The following is a 26699-nucleotide window of genomic DNA, read 5'->3' on the forward strand; positions in this document are numbered from 1 at the left end:
CTTACTGATAAACCGTAACGGTTGGTAATCTGATCTGAACTGTGGGAGTCGCAGGTGCCTGGGTGCTGCTTTGCTCTCCTACTGTGGGCACCACGAAACCCCCCTTACTAGGCGCACTAGGGGAGGGAATAACAGATGGGAGACTGGGAGCGGGTGTCACCTTAATACCGTTGGTGGGTAAAGGACGACTGGAGTTAGTCACGGGGGGAATGCTCACCGCAGGCGTGATGGTGGGGAGCTTGACACTAGAAGTGCTGGGTCTATTTCCCGTCTTGGTTTCTGGCGGGGGTACCAGAATAGGAACGGACGTGGATGCAGTTGGTTTCGGAGACGTTACCCCAATTGGCTGACTAATCGGTTGACCAATCGGCTGGCTAACGGGCTGACTTATGGATTGAGGAGGAGGGACTGGCACTGGAATCACAGTTGCAGTCGCGGGGGTTTTGGGAATCACTACTGTGGGTTGAGCAGGCCGAACGGTCCCAATTGGTTGCGTGGGTCGAACGATCCCAATTGGTTGAGTAGGTCGAGCCGCTGGTAGGGGAGCAGGAACAGTTACAGGTCCATTGGAAGGCCGAGTCGAGCCAGTCGTCGGCAGAGTCACAGGTTTAGTCGAGCCCACCGCAGGAATCGTAGTAGGTGAAGTCGAACCCGTGGCAATATTGCTGGGTAGCAAGGTCTCCGGAGCCAAATCATTGGTGAGATAAACATGACCCAATGGGCGATCGTTGTAAACCCGCTTACTCAAGCGCCAACCTGGATCAAGGAAAATCTTGGCGAAGCCTGAGTCTAAGCCACGGGTTCTGCCAATTTCCAATGCTGGTAAATTTTGTCCCCGGTTGGGTTGCCCGATGAGCACCAATTCATTGTTGCGTTTGACCACTCGCAAACTATACTTCAAGCCTAGGTCTTGGCCTGCCATTCGCAGAGAGTAGCCATTGCTATCGGTGCTGCGTCCACAAATGCCAGTGAAGTCAAAGCCGAGTAACAGCGGTTCTACAGACGTATGGCTTCCTGTGGCGATTCCGCCTTCTTGCCAGCAGGCCTGCTTATTGGAGACCTGTTCTAAGATGAGGAGTTGGTGAGCTTGTCGGCCATAGGGAGCAGCTACAGCAATAAATTTGCTCTGATCTACCTCCTGTTGACTGAAGGTAGCAGCCGCGATCGCTGGATTAACGGAACTGATGGCACTCAACGCTAGCGTGGCTGAGACAGCCAATTGGAGTCGCAGGGAATTCGACATAGTGGTTGGGAGAAATCTTGTGTGTGAGGTATTAATAGTGATTGCACCAGTTCCGATAAAGTTGCTGGCCTTATATTAATTTTTTAACGACTTGGGACTGGGATGGTCCGGTTATTTTGAGCCTCATTTTTACTTAAAGTGCCCTAAATATATCAGTCAAGCCCGCAAAACTTAACCGCATTTCGGCTCTAAAGCGAATAAAATAGTGCAAGAGTACTATCAGGCAGCCTGAGGTAAATGGCACAGTTGACTTAAACTTCACTTAATAACTTAACCTCCGCTAGATATTGGGAGTGATGGGGTTAACTTATTGGTGCGAACACTAGATATGCGGTAATCTAATCTCCATCCGTCTGTGGTTGAGAAGCCCATGTCTTTCGTTGGCCTGCATATTCACAGTGACTACAGCTTGCTCGACGGAGCCAGCCAGTTGCCCGCCCTCATCGATCGCGCCTTGGAACTCGGTATGCCCGCGATCGCGCTGACGGATCACGGAGTCATGTATGGGGCGATCGAATTAATCAAAGTTTGCCGTGGCAAAAATATTAAGCCAATTATTGGCAACGAAATGTATGTGATCAACGGCGACATTGAGAAGCAAGAGCGCCGTCCTCGCTATCACCAAGTTGTCCTGGCTAAAAACACTCAGGGCTACAAGAATCTCGTAAAGCTCACCACCATCTCTCACCTAAAGGGTGTGCAGGGTAAAGGCATTTTTTCTCGCCCTTGTATTAATAAAGACTTATTGCAGCAATACCACGAAGGGCTAATTGTCACGAGTGCTTGCCTGGGCGGTGAAGTGCCGCAAGCCATCATGCAAGGTAAACCAGAAGTCGCGCGTCGAGTGGCTCAGTGGTACAAAGATCTGTTTGGAGAGGATTATTATCTCGAAATTCAAGATCACGGTTCTACCGAGGACCGCATCGTTAATGTTGAAATTATTAAAATTGCTCGCGAGTTAGACATCAAAATTGTCGCCACTAACGACTCGCATTTTATTTCTTGCTTTGATGTCGAAGCTCATGATGCGCTGTTATGCATTCAAACGGGTAAGTTAATTGCTGAGGATAAACGGCTGCGCTATAGCGGAACTGAGTATCTAAAATCAGCAGATGAAATGCGGCAACTCTTCCAAGATCATTTGCCTGATGAAGTGATTGAAGAGGCGATCGCGACCACCCTAGAAGTTGCTGAAAAAGTAGAACCTTACGACATCTTAGGCAAAGATCCTTTACCCAATTATCCTGTTCCCGAAGGTCACACTCCTGATACTTATCTGGAATATGTAACTTGGGAAGGTCTACTCCAGCGATTAAGCTGTCAATCCCGTCAAGAAATACCTCCTACCTATCGCGAGCGGTTGGAGTATGAGCTAAAAATGCTCCAGCAAATGGGATTTCCTAACTACTTTTTAGTTGTTTGGGACTACATTAAATACGCCAGAGATAGTGGCATTCCAGTGGGACCAGGGCGTGGTTCAGCCGCAGGTTCTCTAGTCGCCTACGCTCTAAAAATTACTAATATTGATCCGGTTCATCATGGCTTATTATTTGAGCGATTTTTGAATCCAGAACGGAAGTCAATGCCTGATATTGATACCGATTTCTGCATTGAAAAACGTGACCAAATGCTGGAATATGTCACCCGCAAATATGGTGAAGATCGAGTAGCGCAAATTATTACTTTCAACCGCATGACCTCAAAAGCGGTGCTGAAAGATGTAGCCAGAGTGTTGGATATTCCCTACGGTGAATCCGATCGCATGGCGAAATTGATTCCAGTGGCCCGGGGCAAACCCGCCAAGCTCAAGGTCATGATTTCGGACGGCACTCCCGCCCCAGAATTTAAAGAAAAATACGATGGTAATCAAACCATTCCCAACACTTCAGTCACTTATCGCCGCTGGATTGATATGGCAATCCGGATTGAAGGCACGAACAAAACCTTTGGGGTTCATGCTGCTGGTGTGGTGATCTCAGCACAGCCTCTAGATGAAATTGTGCCGTTACAACGGAACAATGATGGCTCTGTAATTACTCAATATTTTATGGAGGACATCGAGAATATTGGCCTCCTAAAAATGGATTTTCTGGGTCTTAGAAACTTGACGATGATCCAGAAAACGGTTGACTTAATTGAGCAAACGCATGGCCAAAAAGTTGATCCAGACGAAATTCCTATTGATGATCCCAAAGCTTTTGCTCTACTCGCCAAAGGTGAACTAGAAGGTATTTTTCAGTTAGAGTCTTCTGGCATGCGCCAGGTAGTGCGTGACCTCAAACCTTCCAATCTAGAAGATATTTCATCAATTCTGGCTCTTTACCGTCCGGGACCTTTGGATGCGGGTCTAATTCCTAAGTTTATTAACCGCAAACATGGCCGAGAACAAATTGATTACGCTCACCAAATTTTAGAGCCTATTCTCAAAGAGACTTACGGCATCATGGTCTATCAAGAGCAAATCATGAAAATTGCTCAAGATATGGGTGGCTATTCACTGGGTCAAGCCGATTTGCTACGCCGAGCCATGGGTAAAAAGAAGGTATCTGAGATGCAAAAGCATCAAGAAATCTTTGTGGACGGCTCAACTAAAAGTGGTGTGAAGTCCAAAATTGCCGAAGAACTCTTCAATCAAATGGTGCTCTTCGCAGAATATTGCTTTAATAAATCCCATTCCACAGCTTATGGGTATGTAACCTACCAAACTGCTTATTTAAAGGCGAATTATCCAGTCGAATATATGGCAGCGTTATTGACTGCTAATAGTGGCGACCAGGATAAAGTTCAAAAATACCTCAGTACTTGCTTGAGTATGGGGATCGAAGTAGAGCCACCAGACATCAATCGATCGCTGGTGGACTTTACCCCGCTTAAAACCAGTATTTTGTTCGGTTTGTCAGCGGTGCGTAACGTCGGGCAAGGTGCGATCGAGTGTATTTTGGCTGCCCGTGATGAAGGAGGTTCTTTCAAGTCGCTGGCAGATTTATGCGATCGCGTGGATTCTCGCTCAGTGAACCGCCGAGCTTTAGAAGCCTTAATTCAGTGCGGGGCGATGGATGCTTTTGACCCTAACTCCAACCGCAACCAGCTAATTCAAGATTTGGAGCTAGTGACTGACTGGGCGCAATCACGGGCGAAGGATCGAGCGATTGGGCAGGGTAACTTGTTCGATCTATTTGGTGGAGCAACGGCTGAAAGCCCTGATACAACTGCTACTAATTTTGAATCTGCTCCTAAAGCGCCGCCCGTAGAAGATTTTCCGCAACAAGAAAAGCTACGGCTAGAGAAAGAATTGCTCGGTTTCTACATCTCCGACCATCCGCTGAAATCGGTGCAGCAATCCGCTAAAATCTTGGCCCCGATCAATATTTGTGACTTGGGCGATCAGCGTGACGATGTCACCATTAGCGCCATCATCATGCTGTCCAGCGTCAAGCCTGTCGTCACTAAAAAAGGCGATCGCATGGCGATTGTGCAAATTGAAGACTTAACCGGACAAGCGGAAGCTGTTGTCTTTCCGAAATCTTTTGAGCGGATTGGCGCCTACATTATCCCTGACGCGCGTTTAATGATTTGGGGCAAAGTCGATCGCCGCGATGACCGCAACCAGTTCATTATTGATGATGCTGAACCTGTGGAAGAAGTACGAATGTTGATGGTGGAACTCGATCCCCAGCGAGCCAGCAATATTGAAGACCAACACCGCTTACGGACAGTCCTCCTAGAGCATCGAGGTGAAGAAGAGAGAGCCAAAATTTCTGTAGTGGCCGTTATTTCAGCACCGAATCGCCGTCAATTTGTCCGTTTAGGAGCGCAGTTCCGCGTTCAAGATTATCAAGCTGCTGTGAATGCCTTGGCCCAAGCTGGATTTCAAGCTAGAGCATCGGCTTTGGTGAATGCGTAACGTTGTGGTTTGGGGCTATGCTGGCGCTGGAAATAATCGTAATTAATGTCAGGCATAATTCGGGTAGTCGTACTAAGCTCAGAAGTAGTGCTACCTGAAAAATTCTTTGGAAGACCAGCATCCGAACTCCCCCAATTCCGAGTTAACAGCAGGTCTCAACAAATTGGTTGAGGCTGTGGTTAAATCTGCGATCGCCGCCCACAAAAGCCAAAACTTAGAAGATGCCTTGGCTATTCGAGATGAATTACAGCGTTTGCCGAGAACCTGGATGACTGAAGTCATCAATGGCGTGATGCTGGAATTAGTCCGAATCGACCCCATTTTGTGCCGCTGGTTCGTTCTAGATGTGTTTCTTTACGATGCTGACCCCGAAGGTAAAGCAGATGTAGCGGAGCGCATCAATCTAATGCTGGCTGACCTCAAAGCCAAGGATTCTTAACAAGAACTGATTTAGGGCTGTTTATGTGGGAACCAACCAGGACAAAATTCATCATAACTTGTTGCTTACCTCATGGTTATTTAGTAATTGATGGGCACTCTAAGTAAGGCTGTAGAAATCATTAAATCTGTACAGCGGATTCAGGGACCTCGGTAGGATGAGCGGTATTAAACCAGCAACCCTCTACTTCAGAAGTGTTCCCTAACTGAACTACTTTGTGAGGAGAGCCCGTGATGTCAGAAAAACTTTTGCTAGCTGTTACCATTACCTTCTCCCTAAATTTATTTTTAGGCGGTAACTGGTCCCCAGGTTCCCAAGCTTCGGAAACCGCCCAAAACCCGGTTGGTTCCAGTCAACTTGCCAATAACTCAGAAACTCAAGCTTTCTTTACCAATCTCATCAAACCTCCTGCCCTATAGCCCTCCGCGCCTTTGGGGTTGATAGAACTTGTTTGAGGTTGAAACAATCTGGCAATCCTCAAAGTACTATTGAAATGTTGTTAATGAAAACCATGTGCAAGATGCAGGATTATCAGCTCTAGATATAAGGATGGGCCTCTACTTAGCGGCTCAATCTCAATTCTTAGAGCTAAAACTAACTGAGACGAATCTTGGGAACTCTCTGAATCTAGCGGCGTCAAACCAAACAGGAATGTTATAGACCCAGATTCCACCCATGAGTCACTCTCTTCCTGTATCCTGGTCCACGGTTGAGGCAAATGCTCCTCAAGTGCCAGTGCAACCCGAAAAACTCTCAAATTACGATTTGATTTTGCAATGTCAAGAAGGGCTACGGCCCGATCGCTCGGCATTTGCTGAATTAATGCGGCGCTACCAGTCCCATGTAGAACGGGTCTTGTATCATCTTGCTCCCGATTGGCAGGATCGCTCAGATCTGGCTCAAGAAGTCTGGATTCGGGTTTACCGCAACGTCAAACGCTTAAACGATCCAGTGAAGTTCCGGGGTTGGCTCAGCCGTATTGCCACCAACTTGTTCTATGACGAACTGCGGAAGCGCAAGCGAGTATCAGAGCCTCTATCGCTAGATGCACCGCGAGCGATGGATGACGGAGAAATGGATTGGGAGATTGCTTCTGCTGATCCTGGCCCCGAAGAACACTTGACGACCCGCGAGTTTTACGACCAATTGCGGGAGGCGATCGCTGACCTACCTGAAGTTTTCCGCACCACCATCGTGTTGCGCGAAATTGAAGGCATGGCCTATGAAGAAATTGCCGAGATTACGGGCGTTTCTCTGGGTACTGTAAAGTCAAGAATTGCTAGAGCAAGGCAGCGCTTGCAGTTTCAATTGCAAAACTATTTGGATGGTCAGTAACATCAACCGTAAGAGATACGGTTAGGGTCTCTGACTTAGGAACAGTGTCAGGCTCAAGCTGTTCTTCTATGATTGGTCTATTAGACTAAATGGTCTGTAAATTTTAGTGTGTTTTCCTGGCGTGACCTGGTAGTGATGTAAAGATGATGTCTGATTTTGAGTCCCGTAACAGCTCTAAACCAACGTCCCCTGAAGATGGTTTCACTGGACAGATTGATAACCCCCATCAACCTACGGGTGCCCGTTCTATGCTCCAACGCGATCGCTTCGAATTATTGAGTGCTTACCTGGATGGTGAAGTCACTGCCGCAGAACGTAAGCAAGTCGAAGAATGGCTAGCAACAGACCCCGTTGTTAAGCGTTTGTACATCCGCTTGCTGGAATTGCGCCAAGGCTTGCAGGCGATGCCCGTACCTGCGGCAAGTCAATCGGTTGACCAAACCGTTGATGCCGTGTTCAAGCGAGTTAATCGTCGGCCTAAGCAACTTCTACTTTGGGGTGGCGCAGCGGTTGCAGCTTTATTTGTGGGTGCGGTTTCCGGATTCCTTCCCGGCAACAACTCTTTCAGCCCCCAGTTTGCCCAGTCTCCTATTGAAGGCTCAGGTGCAGCTCAGAATGCACAACTGCCTAGCTTGGCGCAGCCCGTTAATTCTGACGCTTTGATGATTGCTCTAGACCAGCCAGTGGTGGAAATTCCCAAGGCTCCGGTTTCTCTACCAGCGGATGCAGTCGAAGATATTCATAACGACTCCAACGATAATATTCGCTAGATATTTCTTAGCGAAGTATGAGTGGCTAGACGGGCTCTAGCGATCGCGGGTCTCAATTTTTCAGGCAACGAAACCAGGTCACAAAAGAGGTAAAACAGGGGTGGAAGCTGTTTTACCTCTTTCGTTTTGTCAGTGTTTTCTCAACTGGGTCGGGCTTGCGCCAGCCAAATTCCATCGGGGATTAGGACGCCTCGGAGTTGTTGAATGTGATGGAGGTGCATGAGGTAAGCCCAAGTCCTGCCCAACGGTTGCCCCTCTGAGTCGAAAACCGTAATCACTTCTCGTTGATATTCGTTTTGCTCTAGCGATCGCCCTGGGACAAAATCTTCTAAAGCATCCAAGCGGGACAAGATGGCTGTGTCCTCGAAGCTAAGCAAAAATCCGTGCACAGTTTGCGTTCCCCAAGTCATGGCTGGGTAGCCCAAGGATAGAGCAAAAAGCTGACCACGGGCGATCGCGGGAGTTGCGGCAATGACCTTACCTGCACAGTAGCGTTGATAATTCACCTCTCCGGGCTTGAGGGTGCCGTAGACAAAGACTCTCAAGAAATCCATTTGCAATGTAATAGACTCGTGTCGAGCAACTAGAATAGGTAGGCAAACCAGATGACTGAAATTTAGCAGGAGTTCCGTTCGTGGAGTCCCGGTATACCCCCAAAGCAATTGAGGACAAGTGGCAGCAAACTTGGGCTGAGCTAGGCTTAGACCAGACCTCTACAGATCCTAACGAGCCCAAATTCTACGCGCTGTCCATGTTTCCCTATCCTTCGGGTAATCTGCACATGGGGCACGTGCGGGTGTATACCATTGCCGATGTGATTGCGCGACTGAAGAAAATGCAGGGCTACCGAGTGCTGCACCCAATGGGTTGGGATGCCTTTGGCCTACCTGCTGAAAACGCGGCGATCGATCGCGGCATTCAACCTGCGGAGTGGACTTACAAAAACGTCGCTCAAATGCAGAAGCAGTTGCAGAAGCTGGGCACCTGTTTCGACTGGAGTCGAGAAGTCACCACTTGCTCGCCAGATTACTACCGCTGGACGCAATGGATTTTTTTGCAGTTTTACCAAGCTGGCTTGGCCTACCAAAAAGAGTCAGCAGTGAACTGGGACCCGGTTGACCAAACCGTGTTGGCGAATGAGCAGGTAGATAATGAAGGTCGTTCTTGGCGATCGGGCGCGAAGGTAGAGCGCAAGCTGCTGAAGCAGTGGTTCCTCAAGATTACCGATTATGCTGAGCAACTCTTGACTGATTTGGACAAGCTCAAGGGTTGGCCAGAGCGGGTCAAGCTGATGCAAGCCAACTGGATTGGCAAATCGGTGGGGGCTTATTTGGAATTCCCCATCGTCGGTTCTGACGAAAAAATTGGGGTGTTTACCACGCGCCCGGATACGGTTTATGGCGTGACTTATGTGGTGCTTGCGCCAGAACATCCCCTTACGGCTCGCGTCACTACAAGCGATCGCCAAGAGGCCGTGGCAGCATTTGCCAAAGAAGTAGCAAGCCAGAGTGAATTGGAGCGAACCGCAGAGGACAAACCTAAGCGGGGGATTCCAACCGGGGGCAAAGCGATCAATCCTTTCACTGGAGAGGAAGTGCCGATCCTGATTGCCGACTATGTGCTGTATGAGTATGGTACTGGGGCGGTCATGGGGGTGCCCGCTCATGATGTGCGCGACTTCAAGTTCGCCACCGAAAAGAATTTACCGATCAAGACAGTGATTGTGCCGGAAGGCGGCGATGCCAGTGCGCCTCTAGAAGCTGCCTATACTGAGCCAGGAGTCATGGTCAACTCTGGTGAGTTTGATGGCACGCCATCGACCCAAGGCAAGGAGGCGATCGTCAAATTTGCCGAAGCGCAAGGGTTTGGTAAAGCGCGGGTGCAGTATCGCTTGCGAGATTGGTTGATTTCTCGGCAACGCTACTGGGGCGCACCAATTCCAATTATTCATTGCCCGAAGTGTGGCGCGGTACCTGTGCCCGATCAAGATCTCCCGGTGCGGTTGCCAGAAAATATCGCTTTTTCAGGTCGCGGGCCATCTCCTTTGGCTCAACTGGAAGATTGGGTGAATGTGCCTTGTCCCAGTTGTGGCACCGCAGCGAAGCGTGAGACAGATACGATGGATACCTTCATTGATTCGTCGTGGTACTTCCTGCGCTATCCGGATGCGAACAACGATCAGCAAGCTTTTGATCCTGCCATCACCAATGACTGGATGGCGGTAGATCAGTATGTGGGTGGGATTGAACACGCGATTCTGCACTTGCTCTACTCCCGCTTCTTTACTAAGGTGTTGCGCGATCGCGGTCTCCTCAATTTTGATGAACCCTTTGAGCGCTTGTTGACCCAGGGGATGGTGCAAGGTCTGACCTACAAGAATCCCACCACGGGTAAATATGTCACACCTAACTTGGTGAACGCAGGCGATCCCAAAGACCCTGAAACGGGAGAAACGTTGGAGGTCTTCTACGAGAAGATGTCCAAGTCGAAGTACAACGGGGTTGATCCAGAAGCGGTCTTGGCGAAGTATGGCGCAGACACGGCCCGGATGTTTATCCTGTTCAAGGCTCCTCCAGAGAAAGACTTGGAGTGGGATGACGCTGATGTAGAAGGTCAGTTCCGCTTTTTGGGTCGGGTGTGGCGGTTGGTGAGTGAGTTTGCCGAGAAGGGTGGCGATCGCACCAAGAAGGCTAATCTAGCTGAACTAAGCAAGCCAGAGAAGGATCTCCGCCGCGCCATCCACACAGCGATTCAAGCGGTGACAGAAGACTTTGAAGGAGAATATCAATTCAACACGGCGGTGTCTGAGTTGATGAAGCTGAGTAACGCCCTCACCGATACCACCTGCAAAGACTCTCCTATCTATGTGGAAGGGATTCAGACATTGCTCTTGTTGTTAGCTCCTTTGGCTCCGCATATTGCCGATGAGCTATGGCAGGGGATCGGACATACGGAGTCAATTCACTTGCAAGCTTGGCCTGAAGCGGACGCTGCGGCCTTGGTAGCAGACGAGATCACGATCGTGATTCAGATCTTGGGTAAAACCCGTGGCAGTATCCAAGTACCTGCGGGAGCTGACAAAGCAGCCCAAGAGCAATATGCTCGTGAGTCGGAATTGGCTCAGCGCTACATCGAAGGCAAGGAGATCAAGAAAGTGATCGTCGTGCCTGGTAAGTTGGTCAATTTCGTAGTGGCTTAATTCATTGCCAATCAGCTATTTCTGATTCAGAAAATCAATCACTTAAACAGAAACACTCAGATCAAAGCTACCTGAGTGCTTCTGTTTAAGTGATTGAAGTGCGATCGCTGTTTTTCTAGTGCCACTAATCTTCTAACTCTTCCTCAGAATCATCCCTGACTTTGAAATACCAGTAAAGATTGGCAATGGTAAGGTTAGAGGCTTCCTGGAGGTTGGCAGAAGTTAAAGCTTTATGTCCAGCAGCGATAGCTTGCTTATCAATATAGGCAGCATACTCTTGCCGTAAGTTGGGTTTGATGAGTAGTTCTAACTGATCTCTCAGCGAGGAGAGATGGGACTTATCCTTCAAGTCCTCATAGAGAGTTTGTTCAGGCACTATTTCCATCACACTAGTAGCTGTATTGAAATCAGCAGTGCTCTCTAGCTCAAGTGAATTGGAACTCTGCAATAACTTTCTTTCTGATTCAGGCAGCGATCGCTCCCAATCAATATGGTTTTGCCAAGACTCTAAAGCAACTAGATCGTGATCATGAATTCGGGTGATTTCAGGAAAAATAAAGTCTAATTCTTCTTCAGACTCACAAGCTTCTACAACAGCTAGCGTATCTTGACAAACTCGCTTGCGGAGGTGGGATAGGCGATCGCTTGCAGCAGCAGATTCATTTTGTAATTGATAAGTTACTGCGATTGTTTGCTCAATTGCCCAAGCACACTCTAATCTACGGAGTTGGCCGGGGGCTGAAGTTTCTGACAAAACATGGGGATTGCCGTAGTCTGCTAAAGCTTCTCCAAGCATTTGTCGTGCGTTGGCTAAGTCAGCATTTCGGATCGCTATATCAATGCATGACATTGCTGCTTTGATGAGTTTAGTGGCCTCTAGAAATCTCCCATAGGCTCGAATCAGGATCTGACGATGCTGCTCGAATTTGATATCTTGCGCGATCTGCTCAATCTTTAAAAGAATTTCAGATCCTTGGTCTTTAAGTGCCTTTCTTAAATCGACAAACCCATCTTTAACCTCAAGCTTAAGCTGTTTAACATCTTCCCGAAGCTTAAGGGTTTGCCAAAGATTTACAGCTGAGAGTGCTACACCAGCGGCGACTCCCACACCAATGACTGCTGTTGTCGCTTGTAGAACTCCAACGCTAGCCTGAAGTGTCTGTAAACCAGCTTGCACCGTTGTAAAACCTTGATGCATCTGATGTATCTGATACATTTGTGTTCCAGCATTAGCAAGTTGCAGGGGAACGGCCAGTGGATTGAGAGGAAGGCCGCTATTACTCAGCAACCCGACAGCATGACCAACGAACTGCCCGGTTGTCGCGTCTCTAGCAATGCTTAATGGTGCTCCTGAAGAAGTGAGAACTTGTACGTATTTTCCAGCAGCTAAACCAGCCTGTATCGCAGGAGAGAATTGGAAAAGCATACTTTTACTCGCTTACAGAAGATTTTTCCAGCCTAAATTCTGAGATTAAGAAAAGTATCCGTATTTACCCGGATCTGGGCGTCTGTGGGAGAAGATTGGGCATATTGGAAGACGAACAACATTACCAGCCATAAAAATATGGATCTTAGCAGTATTAACTCTGAAACTCTTGAGCTGCTTTCACGCATTACGGGACAAGATTTACGTCAAGAAGATCTTTCGCCATCTATCGTTTTTTTATCTGCGCTGATTACAGTTCTGCAAGGGGTAATGTTGCAAGACGGTCAAATTACAGAAGAAGAAAAGCAACAATAGCGAAAAACAATAAATCGTTTTATTCCACCTAATAGTAATACTCGTCAATTAGTACAATTCATTAGTAAAGGAGTTCGAGAGAAAAAAGTTTATGCACAGTCTAAGAATCTATTGATCCTTACAAATTCTTTATCAGAGTCGGAGAGACTACTACTGATTGGCATTAGCTACGAAATGTCTGCGGTTGATGGCAGTATTAGCCCGCAGGAGAAAAAGTATTTGGGTGCAATCGGCAGCCTCCTAAAGATAGAGCCAGCTTATCTAACGGCTTTAGAAGCTAGATTGACAAATCAAGAACATATAGCTCCGGGAATTATAGATAAGCTGAAATCCCAACTCGATCCAGCGCGTTTTCACTTACTGGATACTATTTTTGTTGATGCTGCGAACGATTTGTTGGCTATGCTAGCCTCGCAAGAGGAACAGGAAGATGTTGAGCAAAAAGTTATTTCCTACAAGCAACTTCAAGAATTTCAAAATTACAAAAAACAGTTATCGAAATCATGCTGTGATTTGTATCAAATTTTTCAAAGCTGTAATGAGCGTAAATTTATAGCTCATCCTCTTATTGAAGGATTAGAAAGAGTATCTGAGAAGCTTACATCTCAAAAATTTAACCTGGCAGTTGTAGGAGAGTTTAGTCAGGGTAAGTCTACATTACTTAATGCTTTACTAGGAGAAGAAATTCAACCCGCACGTGCAATCCCTTGTAGTGGGAATATTACAGTCTTAAAGTATGGTGACAAAAAGCGTGTTACTTGTTTTTATAAAGACGGAGAGCATCAAGAGATTTCAGTTGACAAATACAAAGAAAAAGCATCTATTTCCAAAGATGCAGCCAGAGATCATCGTAGTGATGAATTAGAACAATCTAAGATAGAAAGAATTGTTTTTGAGCATCCGAACTTAGCATTATGTAAAAATGGTGTTGAGATTATTGATTCTCCTGGCTTAAATGAACATCCTGAAAGAACTGCTATTACTCAAAAGCTACTTCAAGACATAGACGTAGCTATAGTTATGACTGATGCGATGCGTCTTCTTCCTGAAAAAGAGAAGGAACTAATACAAGACATAAAAAGACAGCTCAATAAAAATAGCTCAAATTCTTCTACTGAAAACCTGTTTTTAGTAGTCAATTTTATGGATCTCCTGGATGATGAAGAGGATCATGCAGATGTAATCCAAAGAATTGAAATATTTGCAAGTCATACTTTGTCCATAACCACGAAAGATCGTATTCATTACATCTCTGCCAAAGCAGCTCTAAAATCAATTAAGTCTGGCAGTAAAAATGAATACTTTGATGCGTTTTCAAATTTCACTAAATCAATTGAAGATTTTCTTGTGACAGAGCGAGGTTCTTTTCAAGTTAAACAATGTGCATATGAAGTTCTAGGTCTTATTCAAGAGGGTTTAAGCAGTATGAACCAAGCTGAAAGCCTATTGAATGGAGAAATAATTATATCTGAATCAGAGAAACGAAAGATTATAGAGAAGATTGGAGAGGTTAGTGGGCGTCATGTTAAATTAAAAAAACTGGCAAGAGATATACAGAATATAACTAAGCAAAAAGCTGCTAACTCTTGGGAGAAATGGTATCAAAGCGTTTCTGAGTCCCTGACCTCAAAAAGCCAAGATTGGCAGTCGAGTTATAGCCCTGTTTGGAACCAGAAAAAACTCATCCAAGACTATACTGATCAGTTTGTCAGAGATCTCCTCAGAGAAGTAGATCAATGGGGACAAACAAGCTTACAGCCTATTCTTCAAACTAGCCTAGATAGCTTAAATAAAAAGATTTCGGCTGAGCTAGAAATTATCAAATCAGAAACAAAAGAGTTTGATCGCCAAGTAAAAACTAATCTCAGTGAGCAGTTGAAACTTGGGATTACAAGCGTAAGTGATGATTTTACAGGAGTAGGAGGTTTTCTCGGAGGTATTGGAGCAGGAGGAGCTTTGGCTGCCGCATTAATTTTCTTTACACCTGTAGGTCTAGTCTCTGTTATTTTGGCAAGTTTAGCTGCTGCTGTTGCAGGCTCCTTTGGCCTAGGAATGCTAGACTTCGACGGCTTAAAGAATCAGATCAAGGGTGAAATTTTAAAAGTCGGGCTTAAAAAGTTTGATGAATCGAAGGAAAAAGTTTCTCAGAAGCGAAACGAAATTATAAACTCTACTTTTGAGCAACCAATGAGTGCGTTGAATCAGATTATTGAGCAGGCTATATCTCTATATGAGAGTTTACTAGAGCAACAAGAGAAAATTCACGCTGAGACATTAGAGCAACGTGAAACTGATAGAAGTTGGATTGTGGAAAGACGTGAGGCATTAGAGAAAGTTCAGCAACAAGTAACAGCAATTCTTAATCAGTAACTCACTATTCAATTCAGCGATCGCCCATGTTTCTTCTTACTAAGGAGCAGCGAGGCCGTCTACTTTTTTTGCCACATTTAGCTTTGAACTCGTTTAAAGATTGCTAAAGCAGAAGTGAGGCAAGCCAATGCAACTAATAAAGTGCGGCGATCGCTTGGATAAATCAGCAACTTGAAGCGTTGGGGGCCAGAAGCTCAACCCACACTCAGCTCCCTAGACCAAATGGAAGCAGGATGAATTTCTCCTCAATTCACACAAGAATTAGGAAGATGAAACGAGGTCTAGCAAAGTTTATGAATAGCCCACGTCAACCAAATCAGCCATTTACCTTATTTGCAGGTATAGTTACAGTCTCTTCTACCGCTGTTGCGCTTCTAGCTCTTTGGCTTGTGCCGCAGTTTCAAAGCATTGCGATTGGCATGTCAATTCCCCTGATAACGCAATTCGTTTTCTATAGTTATCGCTGGATTTGGTTGGGGGCTGTCCTCAGTGGCGTGGTTTGGTTTCTGGCTTATCGCCGCTGGATTTCCTGGGGTTGGGCCTGGGGTGCCCTGAGTAGTATTGAGCTTTGCACCATTGCTTATGCAGTTTTGGCCCTCTTAGCACTGCATTCTTTGATGTTTAACATGTTGGAGAAGGTCGGGCAATAACAACCAACGCAATCTCGAACATATTCTCTCTACTTCTTCTTACCAAATTTGGCTTTGAGGTCGTTGAGCGTGGCGGGTGAGGTTTTGGCGCGATCGCCTTGCTTTCCACTCTGCTTCTCGACTTGTTGTTTGCTCACCTGATTCACCTTACTGGGCTGACTGGTGGGTCTGGGAGCTTCTTGGCCAGAGCGCATGGTTAAACTGATCCGCTTGAGGGCTTCGTTGACTTCCATCACTCGTACCTTCACCACTTGCCCCACTTTCACAATCTGTTTGGGGTCGCTGACGAAGCGATCGGCAAGTTGGGAGATGTGGACTAAGCCGTCTTGATGCACACCAACATCCACAAAGGCTCCGAAGTTAGCCACATTGGTCACAACACCTTCTAACTCCATACCAACTTGCAAGTCTGAAATTTCTTTGACGCCTTCTCTAAAGGTGGCGTATTTGAACTCAGCACGGGGGTCACGGCCTGGTTTTTCTAACTCACTGATAATGTCGCGTAGCGTCGGTTCTCCCACCGTCTCAGTTACATATTTTTTCAGACTGGTAGAGTTTACCCGTTCTGCAACTTGAGTGATCTGGGTGAGAGGTACTTGCAAATCCTTGGCGATCGCTTCTACGACTTTATAACTCTCTGGATGCACAGCAGTGTTATCTAAGGGGTTCTCGCCGTCTCGAATGCGTAAAAAGCCTGCGGCCTGCTCGAAAGCTTTAGGGCCGAGCTTTGGCACTTTCAGGAGTAAACGGCGGTTCTTGAAGGCACCGTTTTGGTTACGGTAGGCGACGATGTTGTTAGCGATCGTGGGAGTGATGCCAGAAACAAAGGTGAGCAGTTCCTTAGAAGCGGTGTTGAGGTCCACGCCCACATAGTTGACGCAACTCTCTACCGTTTCGTCTAACTTCTTCTTTAGCAGCTTCTGATCCACATCATGTTGGTACTGCCCCACCCCGATAGATTTGGGGTCAATCTTCACCAATTCCGCCAGAGGATCTTGCAAGCGCCGACCAATGCTGATCGCGCCTCGCACGGTGATATCTAAATTGGGGAATTCTGCGATCGCTACCTCACTCGCCGAATAGATCGAAGCACCCGACTCGTTCACCATCACCTTGACTGGCTTGCGGTCTAAGGTTGCCAATACTTCTGTGACGAACTCATCCGTTTCTCGTCCAGCGGTGCCATTGCCGATCGCAATCAACTCAACCTGATATCGCTCAATCAACTGCTTGAGGGTGGCAGCGGCTTGGGCGCGTTGTGCTGCTGCTTGGTGAGGAAAGATGGCTTGATAGGCGAGAAACTGTGCTGTTTGATCGAGGACAGCGACTTTGCATCCGGTGCGGAAACCAGGGTCGATCGCCAGAGTCGGTTTCATGCCAGCGGGACTGGAGAGCAACAACTCCCGCAGATTGGTTTCAAAGGTTTTGATCGACTCCATATCAGCGTAGGCTTTGCGATCGCCCCGCACCTCACTGATTAGAGAGGTTTTCATCAAGCGATTAAACGCATCTTTAATCATGGTGCGGTAGAAGTCGCGCACTGCTGGAGTCTTGGTGCGGATTGTCTGCGACTCCAAATAGGAGAGCACTGCTGTTTCATCGAAGGTGAGGTCAAAGTCTAAAATCCCTTCTGCCTCGCCGCGATAGAGCGCTAAGAGATTATGGGGAGCGATCGCTTTAGCTTTGGCTTGGAAGTTGCGGTACATCTCAAATTTGGTCGTACCTTCGGCATAGTCTGCCTTGATTTTGGAGATAAAGATGCCTGCCTCCATCAAGTAGTCTCGCAAATAGGCTCGTAGCTCTGCTTGCTCAGCAATGCCCTCTGCCAAAATATCCGAGGCACCCTGGAGAGCATCTTCGGCCGTCTTCACTCCCTGCTCCTCAGAGAGATATTTGCTGGCTTCTGTCGCCAAGGCAGCAGGAGCCGCACTAGGGCGGTTCAAGGCTTGAATAAACTCGGCTAGCGGTTGCAGTCCCTTTTCCCTGGCAATGGTGGCTCTAGTACGACGCTTGGGCTTGTAGGGCAGATAGAGGTCTTCTAATTCGTTTTTCTGAAGACAAGGGACAATCTTAGCTTGCAATTCTTCGGTCAGCTTTCCCTGAGCGGCGATCGCCTCTAAGATGGCAGCTTTGCGCTCTTCCAACTCGCTGAGGTAAGTGTAGCGATCGAAGAGATCTCGCAGTTGTACCTCATTCATTTCCTCGGTGCGCTCTTTGCGATAGCGGGCAATGAAGGGAACGGTAGCTCCTTCAGCAAAGAGTTCTAAGGCGCTTTTAACCTGGTGGGGTCTGAGGTCTAGCTCTTCAGCCAGAATTTGAGGAATGTTCAGCATCGCGATCGCAAGAGTCGAGTGGGAACGTCAGAGTTAACTGTTTTAGCAGTTTTGATCATCTTATCTCCACCTGCATGACTCAGCCAAAATTACTGGCTTAATTAATCTGTACTGGAGGCGATCGCCTTCCCTATTAACCAGCGTAAATCTGGCAGTGACACAGACGAGCAATCAACGTTCAGAGCTGGATTTCAGCTTTTCTACTTAGATCTGTAAAATTACTGAGATTCGTGTCAACGATCGCCAACTTATGTCTAAAAAAGCAGATATGAGGGGTTATGTGCAACAAAGATGTGAATTTTTATGCAAAACATTTGTCTGAAATGATAGAACAGTTCATTCTCTCTTTTAGAATTAACACTAACATGCGTAACCTAAAGGAATGTCTCCGGTGACAGATTCTCCATCATCTGAACAAACATCTACTTCCGTTCTGACTAAACTCCTAGACGTAGATGCTGATTTGGCATCTCAGGAAGCTACACTCTTGGTGCAGCTAGAGGCTGTCCGTGAAAAGCGCAACAGCCTGAAAAGCGTGATTGGTATGTTTAGCTCCGCAGATACAGGTTCAACTCCTGCTGCGCCTGCTGCACCTGCCGCACCTGCTGCGCCTGCTAAGCAGCCTGGCAAACCGGGTAGAAAGCCTAGAGCGAGTAAAGCTCAGGATGCTAAAACTGCACCTGTAGCCGATGAGGTGGCTCCTGAGCCTTCTACACCTGCGTCTCCTCCAGAAGTAGAAGCAGAAACCGAAACTCCCGCTCCTGCTAAATCCGGTCGAGGTCGGCGGGCTAACCCTGACAAACCCAAGCGTGGCGCTAAGCCAGCTAGAAAACTAGAAGGTTGGCAGCGATATGTGCGGTCGGAGTTCGGTAAAACTCCTTTGCCTGAAGCCGTCTCGGTAGTGCTGCAACGCCAGCCCGAAGACATTATCGAAGTACCCGCGATTGTTGATGCCATCTTTGAGCAGGAAATGCCTCAGACTGTGCGCAACAAAGCTCGCGATCGCATTTTGCATGTGCTCTCAGCGGGCGTGAAAGAGAACAAGTGGTATCGCGGCAGAACTGGACAATACAGCCTGTCTCGCAATGCGGCTGCCTCCAACAAAGCGTCATAAGCAAAAACAAACCCCAACCTCTTTCGTTTAGCAACTGAGCTAGCCAGAAGGTTGGGGTTTGTTTTTGGCTCTCTCAAGCACTTCTAGAAGGCGATCGCTATCTAGACCTGAGGGACATCGTCTTGGCCAATCTGCCGCTCTACGTTGTCGATCGCAGCGTTGAGACCTGCCAACTTAGTTTCTAAGTCATCTCGCATCGATCGCAGGAAACCGAGTTTACGTTCTAGTCGAGCTTTGCGAGAAATGGGTTCGTTACCGTAGCAGGCGTTGCCCCAGTTGTTGCTCCAGAAAGGAAACATAGTTCACCTCGCGTATATGTCTCTAACTTCTCTCTAACTTCCATGTTGGCTAAACTTTGCCAGGGACGCTGGACGGATCTCCTCACCTCCGAGGTGGGGCGAAGGATGGCAAGTGGCAGGCTAGCTAGAAAACAAATTCGTCGTAGTGGCAGGTGGGGCAACTGACATAGTGACCTTGCCAGCGAATCGGGCCATCGCCGCACTCTGGGCAGTAGAACGTGAAATTAGCGGAGATTAAACGGGTGCTAGGGCGAGATGCTTGGTTTTGTCGTTGGCGCAACTGAGAATTCTTTGCAGGCTGAGGTGGAGGCTGCGCGACTAAATATTTCTCTCGGTAAACTTGTTCGGCCATACCTTGGGCTTCTGCTTGAGTCCAGCGTTTCTGGGGCTTTAGCGTGGCCACTTGCCGGAACGGATGCAGCATGGCGCTATCTCCGAGCAGGGTGGCGATCGTGCTGGCTACAGCTTTGCAACAACTCGCAGGCGATCGCACCACTTGTTCTTCGCTGAAGCGGATGATCAGCCAGCCTTGGTCTAGGAAATATTGATTTCGCTGTTGGTCTTTGGCAGAACCGAGATAGTGGATCGGTTTCTGGGTGCCGTAAGCGTAAGGCTCGTCAATCTCAAGATCAATATGTAAATTGAGTGATTGATCAATGTAAGCGAAGTCTGGCACATAGGGCTGCTTACACGCTGGGTTACTCACCAGCAGTCCCATCTGGATTTTGCCTGGAAAGTAGCGCCACAGATCATGCTCAAACTGGCTTTCAGAATGACCTTTGGGAGCCTTCATATGCACTCCCATCGGCGGCAAAGTTTGCTGCAAAGCTGCTTGAACTTGCAATGGAGATTCAGCAGCGGCGATCGCGGAAGGAATTAAAACAGTAGGAAATCGCTCCATACTGCGATCATGGCAAATTATTCTTTACTTGTGCAGCGATCGCATCCCAAAGCATCAGTTCATGCGTTGAGCTAAATTTCTAGCTTAGATCCAAGGTTCGTCATCGTCGTCCTCTGTCTCTGTCTTGGCCTTGGGATTAGTGTCCGCTTTTCTGAAGGTCTCTGGATAGCTGGGAGTGGGAGTGAAAGGCTCATCCTCTTCTAGGAAGTCCCAGGGATCATCTTCCTCATCGGCGAAGGTATGCGTTGTTGCTGTTGCTTGAGGCTGAGGAGTTGAGGCAGGAGGCGGAGGAGAGACGGCAGGTTTGCTGACGGATGGTTCTGGGGTGGTTGGCGCTTGACTGGGCTGATAATGGCTCTGAAAACCTGTATTTGCCTGATCTACTACCGTTTGGGTGCGCTCCTTCACCTGCTCTGCCACGGTCTGACTGGTGGTTTTCGCTTGCTCCGTGAAGGTTTGGGTTTCTTCTTTAAGTTGTTCTGTGAAGGTCTGGGCTGTCTCTTTGGCTTGTTCCGCGATCGCCTGTGCCCGTTCTTTGGCTTGCTCTGTCAGGCTTTGGGCTTGCTTCACTAGCGAGATATAGTCGTCTTTGAGGATGTTTCGGGCTTTGCTTAGCGTTTGTTTAATGCCAGGGCGATAGAGTTCAAACGATTTCACTGCCGCTTCTGGCACCAGCACCCGCTTACGCCCAAAGCTGATGATGCGGCTTGGAGGCAGTTGATAGATATCTCCCGTGATACCACTCCAGCCACTAGAGACAAACAAATATTGCGTGATTTCTCCGGTTTTCAGTTGGAAGCGGTAATCGGTGATGCGGCCAACTTTGTTACCAGCGTCGCTCCAGACTTCGCAATTGAGCAATGAATCTAGCTGCTTCACTTTTTCGCCGTCGGTTTCCTCTGGTTGGGAATGCACCAGAATGCTATTGGTACCGAGTGTCTGAATTTGTGGCAGCTTAAAGACAATCTTTTTTGCGCCTAAAAAGCCTGACTTGCAAATAAAGCCGAGGACGCGATGGGCTGCGGGATACATCCACAGCATATCGACTCGCCCCAACTCTTCCATGTTGTTGCGATCGAGGACTAATTGATTGAGCAAGTCGCTTTGCTTAACAACGTCTGCTTCAGCCGTCATGAAAACCTTAAGGTGAAGTGATGTCCTTACCTTTCAAGTCTATCCTAGGCATTGTGAGATCCAGAACTTCCCTCAGCGATCGCTCCTAGGCCCCCAACTCCGCTCCCTTTAAAGCTCGACCCTGACGGGAGTCCCCAACACCGCGATCTCATACAATTCACGAATGTCTTCATTCAACATCCGCACACAACCATGCGAAGCCGCCTGACCGACAGAGTCGCGATCGGGGGTGCCATGAAAGCCAATCGAGTTACGACCATCGGTCCAAAAAGCAATCCAGCGATCGCCCAAAGGATTGCCAGGACCTGGAGGCATTACTTTTCGAGTAAAAGGATTGGTCCATCCAGGATTTTGTACCATCCCCATGACTCGAAATTGACCTGTGGGCGTCTCCCATCCAGAGCGACCGACTGCAACCGGATAGCTGACTTTGAGTTGCTTGCCTTGGTAGACGTAGAGGCGGCGTTGCTTCAGCTTCAGCACCAATCGAGTTTCTTGCGTCGTCACATCTGGCAGAATCGGACGAATCGGAGGCAACTCTGGAATATAGGGAGTCAGAGCCTTGGTTTTTAGCTCTGGCATAGGAGCTGGCGCTTGATTACGGTTGAGGTTCGTTTGGGCAACTTGGGCAACTTGGGCAACTACTGGAGTAGCAACAGCACTCAAGCAAATGGCTGCCCCAAAACAAACCCACAGAGAACGGTCTGGAAACACGGCTACGCTTTGTCCTAACGGTCGAGATTCTAGTGAGATGGAATTACTGCTGCTGCAATGGAATTACCAGAGAGCGGCAGGATTTGGATCAGTGATCGGAGCTGGGGTGCTTCCGGAGCCCTGAGTTGGCTGAGTTGGCTCTGCTTCTGGGGCGGCAGTCGGAGTATCCGTTGGTGTTGCGTTCTCTTCTACCGGGGCAGCATCAATATTCGAGGGTGCTTGGGGAGAAGTCACAGGCTCTGAAGTCGGAGATGTTTCTGCGGCAGGAGTAGGGGTAGGAACGGGTTCCTCGATCGCTGGCACGACGAAAGATCCTGGCGGTGTTGTGGCGGGCTGAGAGGTATTAGTGGGCTGAGAGGTGGGGCTGGCTTCTGGAGCGGGTGTAGGTTCTGGGGTAGCACTGGGCCTGGGTGAAGCAGGAGATTCAGAAGCGGGAGTGGGGGGCGGTGCATCTTGAGCTTGAGCGGATAGAGGAGCCGCAAGCGCTAAACTCACCACAGATAGCGAAACGACGGAACCACAGAGCCACTGAAAGATGTGGGATGACTGCTGACTCATGGATGTGTCCTCCTGAAAATTGGGGCTTTTTCTAATGGATGCGAGGTGGAGATACTTTTCTCAAGAGCGAGGCATTTCTAGGGGTGTGCGATCGCAAGAGAGATTAGTGCCTACCAAGCTACCATTCTGCCAAGTGCCAGATTGAGATGAACCATCCGCAAAGATGAATGTTCCGCGTCCGTTGCATTTATTTTGGCGAAACTCTCCGACATAGCGATCGCCATTCTCCAGAGTCCAAAGACCTTGACCCTGAAACCAGTCGTCCTGAAATTGCCCGACATAGCTTCTGCCATTGGCAAAGGTGAAGGTGCCGCAGCCATTACGTTTGCCGTTGCGATATTCACCGTCATAACGATTCCCACTGCTATAGGCCATCGTGCCACGCCCATCCGTAGGTTCGCCATTCGCTAGAGGGCCAAAATATTGCGTCCCCGTTTGGTATTCGTAGTCAGGAGCACGATTGGGCAAAGCAGGGGGCGGTGGTTCTTGGCAAGGTAAAGCGGGCAAACTGGCAACGGTGACTGGCGATCGCTGAGCTGTATCCGTTTGTGCCGTAGGCGCTTCAGCTTGGGTCAAGCGGAGGATCACGGTGCTGGCAACTGCGGTTAGGCTGATACCAATCAATACTCCTGCCGCAATTAAGCGCCACTTACGCTCCTGTGGTGGAGTAAAAGCAGGGATGGTTTGACTGGGATGAGGAGATTGGGCGGCCAAGTTGTCTGCCCGAGTTAAAACAGCAGTGTTTGTAGTGGCGCTACCCAGGGCGATCGCCGTCGTTGAGAGCTGAGATACCTGCCCCGGACGCACGCTTTGGGGAACTGCCTGCACGAGTTGGCTCAACTCATCTGGCTTGAACTTTCCCTTGGCAGGTTGTCGTTGCTGTTGCTCCCTTTGCAAGTAAACATATTTACAAGTGATGTCTTCTAATTGTGTGGCGTTATTAATCTGCCAACCTTCAAGGCAAGCTCCCGTTAGTGCAGCCAAATTGAAATTCGTAGATGTCGCGATCGCCTCTGTCAGGTTGGCGTGATTTAAATTGGCTTGACTGAGATCAGCACCTTCTAAGTTTGCCTGACTGAGATTAGCTTGGTTCAACTTGGCGCTACTGGCATAAGCTCCTTGCAGATCGGCACCTGAGAGATCTGCGCCTGTCAAATTAGCGCCAATTAAGCAAGCGCGACTCAAATCTACACCACTCAGATTCGCCCCTGCTAAGTTCGCCTCAAACAGATAAGCTCTACTGAGGTCTGGTTTGATCGTACGGTGTTCCTCTCTCCAGGAATTCCAAGAGTCTGCTCCTTGTTCCAGCAGACTCAGAAATTCGTGCTCTGTTTCTATCATGGAGAACTCCTACTCGCACAAACTACATCGGGACGTGGGAGCATAACTAGCATCAGTAAAAATGATATAGCTTGTCATCTCCCTTGAGAATGTTGTCTGAACAGGGTGAATGGTTCCCAACATGATTGGTCTAAATCCAGCGATCGCCACTCTGCAAAATCGCTTGCATTAGGTTAAGCCATCAGTAGACTTTCGTGGTTGCTCCCTTATTCCACCGTCTAAACTGGCACAACGAATATTCTTCCTAGCTCAGTAATAGCAAATGCCCTCGGCTCACTCTCCTCTAGGTCACAGGCAGAAATGAGAACCACCATCTGCTAAGGTGTGCCTCTAGACAGGCGTTTGGGCACTTCGGGTCACTTACTTTTGTTGTATTGCTGGCTCAGGCAATCTGCCAGCGAGTCATTTAACCGTTGGTTTAATCAATCTGGAGTGATCACAGATGAATGTGGAAGAACTTGTGCAACGCTACAGTGCTGGAGAGCGAGACTTTAGCATCATTGACCTCAGAGGAGCTGTTCTGGAAGGAATTAATTTGAGTGGAGCCATTTTGCATGGAGCTATGCTGGATGGAGCTAACTTGCGGCGGGCCAACCTCAGCCAAGCAACATTGAGCGGAGCTGCCCTCAAGGGTGCAGATTTGACTCAAGCTGACCTCAGTGGTGCGGATTTGAGTGATGCTGTGCTCGATGAAGCAATTTTAGAAGGAGCGATTCTCGACAGCGCGATTTTAGATCAAGCTGATCTGAAAGCTGCTAACTTAGCGGGGGCAGTCCTCAGTGAAGCAGACTTAAGTGAGGCAGATTTAGAAGCAGCCAATTTGACTGGAGCCGATTTAGAGGTGGCGAATCTACATCAAGCCAATTTAAGCAAAGCGGCACTGGAACGCGCCAATCTAGAAGGAGCCAATCTAGAGGATGTCAATCTAGCTGGAGCCAAACTGGAGGATGCCAAACTAGAAGACACCGTTCTAGAGAGTGGAGATAGTACCCTAATCAGCTAGGCAGGGGTTAGGTGAGTCGAGGAAGTGTTGGCGATCGCAATTCTCCTAACTCTATTACTTCAGCTTCTGTTGCGATCTCTCTGTTTGGTCCAAAACTTCATCGGCAATTTGGCACCAATCCTGTCGTAAGGGCGCGTCTTCTGGCTTGCTCGTTAAGGTGCGTCCTTTCAGTTCTGGGTGCTGAGCGTAGAATTTCTCATTCACTTGTGGATAGAAAGAGCCTGTAGGCAGGTTGAGGGCTTCATAACGTTTCAACACCTGCTCTTGGCAACTGGAGCCTGCAACGGAATCGGCAACTCGGGAACTGGGGATGATCGAGTCTTTTAGCCAAGCCAACAGAGCAGGGCCAAACCAATAACTCACCCCTACGAACACCAAAACACTGATCCCTAAAATCAGCAGTTTTTTGACTAGGTACCAAATGGGTTTGAGTAATAAATAATAGATGGGTTTAATCACGAGCCAGGAAACCAGATTGCCCAAAAAACCCAAAAATGACCGCTTCGGTGGTTGAACCGAACTCGGTGCAGGGCTGACCGGAGCAGGGGCGGGAGGCGCTGGCGGAGGAGTTGGTGCGACTGGTTGCCGAGCGATCGGAGCAACCACCCAAGTTTTTGCCCTAGAGACACTAGACTTGGCTTTCGGTTGTCTAGCGGGAGCCGCAGGCTGAGCAGGTTGAGCAGGTTGAGCGGCTCTGGCAACTGCTAATGTCTGAGCTTGAGACACCGGGTGCGATCGCACTAGAGGCTGGAGAGCTTGTCTGACTTCTTGGGTGGAGGTGTAGCGATCGCACTCGCGCTCCGCTAACATCTTTTCCAATACAGCAGCAAATTGAGAGTTCAGCTTTAAGGTTTGCTGCCAGCACCAAGTACGTTGATGAGCATCATATAAATCAGCCGGATTCTTGCCAGTAAGTAATACCAAAATGGTTACGGCTAAAGCATACAGATCACTAGCTGCGGAAGCTTTGCCATATCGCTGCTCAATCGGGGTGTAACCTGGTTTCTCTAGCTGTGTGGGGATGGGCTGTTGGGTCAACTGGCGCACTGCGGTCGCCGCTACCTGTTTCACACCGCCAAAATCTATTAGAACTGGCTTACCTGTAAATCGTTGCTGAATTAGATTGTCTGGAGAAATATCACGATGAATTACGCCTTGAGCGTGAATGTATTCCAGCACAGGCAATAAATCGAGCAAAAGGCCCAGGGCATCCGGTTCACTAAACTTTTGTCCTTGCTCTAGCAGTTCCCAGTAAGTCGGGCCTTCAATATACTGTTGAACCAGGAAAAGATAATCTTCTCCATTTAAATGGGTCTGAATTAACTCGCGAAATTCCGGGATTTGGGGATGGTGCAGTTGGTAGAGCACCCCCGCTTCTCGTTGAAACAGCTCAGCCGCCCTTTGCAGAACTGCTGTCCCTTTAACTTGGGGAGCAAATTCCTTCAAGACACAATATTCATGAAAGCGGTTGAGGTTTTCAGCCAAATAAACACGTCCGAAGCCCCCTTGGCCCAACATGCGAACAATTTTGTACCGCTTGTCTAGAATCAGGTCCGGATGAATGGGTGAGGAGTGAGGCATTGATTGAGCGTGCTTTCCCAGCCAGCGAGTCTGTGTCAGATTAGAAATCTTATTGTCATCTTACACAAGT

22 protein-coding genes are annotated in these 26699 nt (G+C 48.2%); 11 read left to right on the plus strand and 11 right to left on the minus strand.

Annotated features, from left to right (window positions below; genetic code table 11):
- Nucleotide 1 precedes the first annotated feature (1 nt).
- A complete protein-coding gene (locus NDA01_RS10835) occupies nucleotides 2-1243 on the minus strand; it encodes a DUF3747 domain-containing protein (RefSeq protein ID WP_348227946.1) in 1242 nt (413 codons plus the stop codon).
- A 370-nt stretch (nucleotides 1244-1613) separates the two neighbouring features.
- Between NDA01_RS10835 and NDA01_RS10840 the strand changes: the two genes are divergently transcribed.
- From NDA01_RS10840 to NDA01_RS10860, 5 genes are all read left to right on the plus strand, one after another.
- Nucleotides 1614-5147 carry a DNA polymerase III subunit alpha gene (locus NDA01_RS10840; protein ID WP_190560801.1) on the plus strand — a complete coding sequence of 1178 codons (3534 nt, stop codon included), beginning with the start codon at nucleotides 1614-1616 and terminating at the stop codon, nucleotides 5145-5147.
- Nucleotides 5148-5253: 106 nt separating this feature from the next.
- The gene (locus NDA01_RS10845; RefSeq protein ID WP_190439616.1) at nucleotides 5254-5586 is read left to right on the plus strand and encodes a hypothetical protein; all 333 of its coding nucleotides are present in this window, start codon (nucleotides 5254-5256) and stop codon (nucleotides 5584-5586) included.
- A 233-nt stretch (nucleotides 5587-5819) separates the two neighbouring features.
- Nucleotides 5820-6005, plus strand: a complete 186-nt coding sequence (locus NDA01_RS10850; RefSeq protein ID WP_348227947.1) for a hypothetical protein — start codon at nucleotides 5820-5822, stop codon at nucleotides 6003-6005.
- A gap of 256 nt (nucleotides 6006-6261) precedes the next feature.
- Nucleotides 6262-6921 (plus strand): sigma-70 family RNA polymerase sigma factor, encoded by a 660-nt coding sequence (locus NDA01_RS10855; RefSeq protein WP_190439613.1) that lies wholly within the window; start codon nucleotides 6262-6264, stop codon nucleotides 6919-6921.
- Nucleotides 6922-7064: 143 nt separating this feature from the next.
- Nucleotides 7065-7691, plus strand: a complete 627-nt coding sequence (locus NDA01_RS10860; protein ID WP_348227948.1) for an anti-sigma factor family protein — start codon at nucleotides 7065-7067, stop codon at nucleotides 7689-7691.
- Nucleotides 7692-7831: 140 nt separating this feature from the next.
- Here the strand turns inward: NDA01_RS10860 and NDA01_RS10865 are convergent, their stop codons facing one another.
- Nucleotides 7832-8245 carry a gamma-glutamylcyclotransferase family protein gene (locus NDA01_RS10865; protein WP_348227949.1) on the minus strand — a complete coding sequence of 138 codons (414 nt, stop codon included), beginning with the start codon at nucleotides 8243-8245 and terminating at the stop codon, nucleotides 7832-7834.
- Nucleotides 8246-8325: 80 nt separating this feature from the next.
- Between NDA01_RS10865 and leuS the strand changes: the two genes are divergently transcribed.
- Nucleotides 8326-10890: a leucine--tRNA ligase gene (gene leuS / locus NDA01_RS10870; RefSeq protein WP_348227950.1), complete on the plus strand. Its 2565-nt coding sequence runs from the start codon at nucleotides 8326-8328 to the stop codon at nucleotides 10888-10890.
- 124 nt (nucleotides 10891-11014) lie between these two features.
- On the opposite strand, the gene NDA01_RS10875 is transcribed toward leuS, so the two are convergent.
- Entirely contained in the window at nucleotides 11015-12316 is a 1302-nt protein-coding gene (locus NDA01_RS10875; protein WP_348227951.1) for a hypothetical protein, read from the minus strand.
- Between the two features lie 84 nt (nucleotides 12317-12400).
- On the opposite strand from NDA01_RS10875, the gene NDA01_RS10880 reads away from it, so the two are divergent.
- The 3 genes from NDA01_RS10880 to NDA01_RS10890 all read left to right on the plus strand — a co-directional run bounded on the left by NDA01_RS10880 (nucleotide 12401) and on the right by NDA01_RS10890 (nucleotide 15651).
- Nucleotides 12401-12631 carry a hypothetical protein gene (locus tag NDA01_RS10880; protein ID WP_348227952.1) on the plus strand — a complete coding sequence of 77 codons (231 nt, stop codon included), beginning with the start codon at nucleotides 12401-12403 and terminating at the stop codon, nucleotides 12629-12631.
- A 174-nt stretch (nucleotides 12632-12805) separates the two neighbouring features.
- Nucleotides 12806-15001: a dynamin family protein gene (locus tag NDA01_RS10885; RefSeq protein ID WP_348227953.1), complete on the plus strand. Its 2196-nt coding sequence runs from the start codon at nucleotides 12806-12808 to the stop codon at nucleotides 14999-15001.
- Between the two features lie 293 nt (nucleotides 15002-15294).
- Nucleotides 15295-15651, plus strand: a complete 357-nt coding sequence (locus tag NDA01_RS10890; protein ID WP_348227954.1) for a hypothetical protein — start codon at nucleotides 15295-15297, stop codon at nucleotides 15649-15651.
- Between the two features lie 29 nt (nucleotides 15652-15680).
- Here the strand turns inward: NDA01_RS10890 and NDA01_RS10895 are convergent, their stop codons facing one another.
- The gene (locus NDA01_RS10895; protein ID WP_348227955.1) at nucleotides 15681-17984 is read right to left on the minus strand and encodes a Tex family protein; all 2304 of its coding nucleotides are present in this window, start codon (nucleotides 17982-17984) and stop codon (nucleotides 15681-15683) included.
- Nucleotides 17985-18366: 382 nt separating this feature from the next.
- On the opposite strand from NDA01_RS10895, the gene NDA01_RS10900 reads away from it, so the two are divergent.
- Nucleotides 18367-19098, plus strand: coding sequence for a hypothetical protein (locus tag NDA01_RS10900; protein WP_348227956.1), 732 nt, complete (start codon nucleotides 18367-18369; stop codon nucleotides 19096-19098).
- Nucleotides 19099-19199: 101 nt separating this feature from the next.
- Here NDA01_RS10900 and NDA01_RS10905 read toward each other — a convergent pair whose 3' ends face one another.
- The 6 genes from NDA01_RS10905 to NDA01_RS10930 all read right to left on the minus strand — a co-directional run bounded on the left by NDA01_RS10905 (nucleotide 19200) and on the right by NDA01_RS10930 (nucleotide 24045).
- Nucleotides 19200-19397, minus strand: coding sequence for a hypothetical protein (locus NDA01_RS10905; protein WP_190552285.1), 198 nt, complete (start codon nucleotides 19395-19397; stop codon nucleotides 19200-19202).
- Nucleotides 19398-19521: 124 nt separating this feature from the next.
- Nucleotides 19522-20298: a DUF559 domain-containing protein gene (locus tag NDA01_RS10910; protein WP_348227957.1), complete on the minus strand. Its 777-nt coding sequence runs from the start codon at nucleotides 20296-20298 to the stop codon at nucleotides 19522-19524.
- 84 nt (nucleotides 20299-20382) lie between these two features.
- A complete protein-coding gene (locus tag NDA01_RS10915) occupies nucleotides 20383-21432 on the minus strand; it encodes a PRC-barrel domain-containing protein (protein WP_348227958.1) in 1050 nt (349 codons plus the stop codon).
- A 108-nt stretch (nucleotides 21433-21540) separates the two neighbouring features.
- Nucleotides 21541-22146 carry a L,D-transpeptidase gene (locus tag NDA01_RS10920; protein WP_348227959.1) on the minus strand — a complete coding sequence of 202 codons (606 nt, stop codon included), beginning with the start codon at nucleotides 22144-22146 and terminating at the stop codon, nucleotides 21541-21543.
- A gap of 63 nt (nucleotides 22147-22209) precedes the next feature.
- Nucleotides 22210-22704, minus strand: a complete 495-nt coding sequence (locus NDA01_RS10925; protein ID WP_348227960.1) for a hypothetical protein — start codon at nucleotides 22702-22704, stop codon at nucleotides 22210-22212.
- A gap of 60 nt (nucleotides 22705-22764) precedes the next feature.
- Nucleotides 22765-24045, minus strand: coding sequence for a pentapeptide repeat-containing protein (locus tag NDA01_RS10930; protein ID WP_348227961.1), 1281 nt, complete (start codon nucleotides 24043-24045; stop codon nucleotides 22765-22767).
- Between the two features lie 442 nt (nucleotides 24046-24487).
- Here NDA01_RS10930 and NDA01_RS10935 point away from each other — a divergent pair, with 442 nt between their 5' ends.
- Nucleotides 24488-25048 (plus strand): pentapeptide repeat-containing protein, encoded by a 561-nt coding sequence (locus NDA01_RS10935; protein WP_348227962.1) that lies wholly within the window; start codon nucleotides 24488-24490, stop codon nucleotides 25046-25048.
- Between the two features lie 54 nt (nucleotides 25049-25102).
- Here the strand turns inward: NDA01_RS10935 and NDA01_RS10940 are convergent, their stop codons facing one another.
- Complete coding sequence (locus NDA01_RS10940) at nucleotides 25103-26629, minus strand: protein kinase domain-containing protein (RefSeq protein WP_348227963.1); 1527 nt, start codon at nucleotides 26627-26629, stop codon at nucleotides 25103-25105.
- Nucleotides 26630-26699: the final 70 nt, after the last annotated feature.

Source organism: Trichocoleus desertorum AS-A10 (assembly GCF_039962155.1).
Classification (GTDB): domain Bacteria; phylum Cyanobacteriota; class Cyanobacteriia; order FACHB-46; family FACHB-46; genus Trichocoleus.